Consider the following 277-nt stretch of genomic DNA (forward strand, 5'->3'; position numbering starts at 1 on the left):
GCTTGGCGACGTCCTACTCTCCCAGAACCCTGCGGTTCAAGTACCATTGGCGCTGAAGGGCTTAACGGTCGTGTTCGAGATGGGAACGCGTGGTTCCCCTTCGCCATCATCACCAAACGATTTGTTTTCATCTATTTCTAATTCTGAGAGTTATCCTCTCAAAACTGATCAACGAGTGAGTGGTTGCTGTCCATGACAGCTTGTGTTGCTGATACGTTCCGTTACAGGAACAATATCTCCATAGAAAGGAGGTGATCCAGCCGCACCTTCCGATACG

General features: G+C 49.5%; 1 rRNA gene. It reads right to left on the minus strand.

Annotation, left to right across the window (positions count from 1 at the left end):
* Positions 1-117: ribosomal RNA gene (gene rrf, locus LRL21_RS45140) — 5S ribosomal RNA — on the minus strand.
* Between the last annotated feature and the right edge of the window lie 160 nt (positions 118-277).

Origin of the sequence: Paenibacillus periandrae (assembly GCF_022458865.1) — a bacterium.
Lineage (GTDB): Bacteria > Bacillota > Bacilli > Paenibacillales > NBRC-103111 > Paenibacillus_S > Paenibacillus_S periandrae.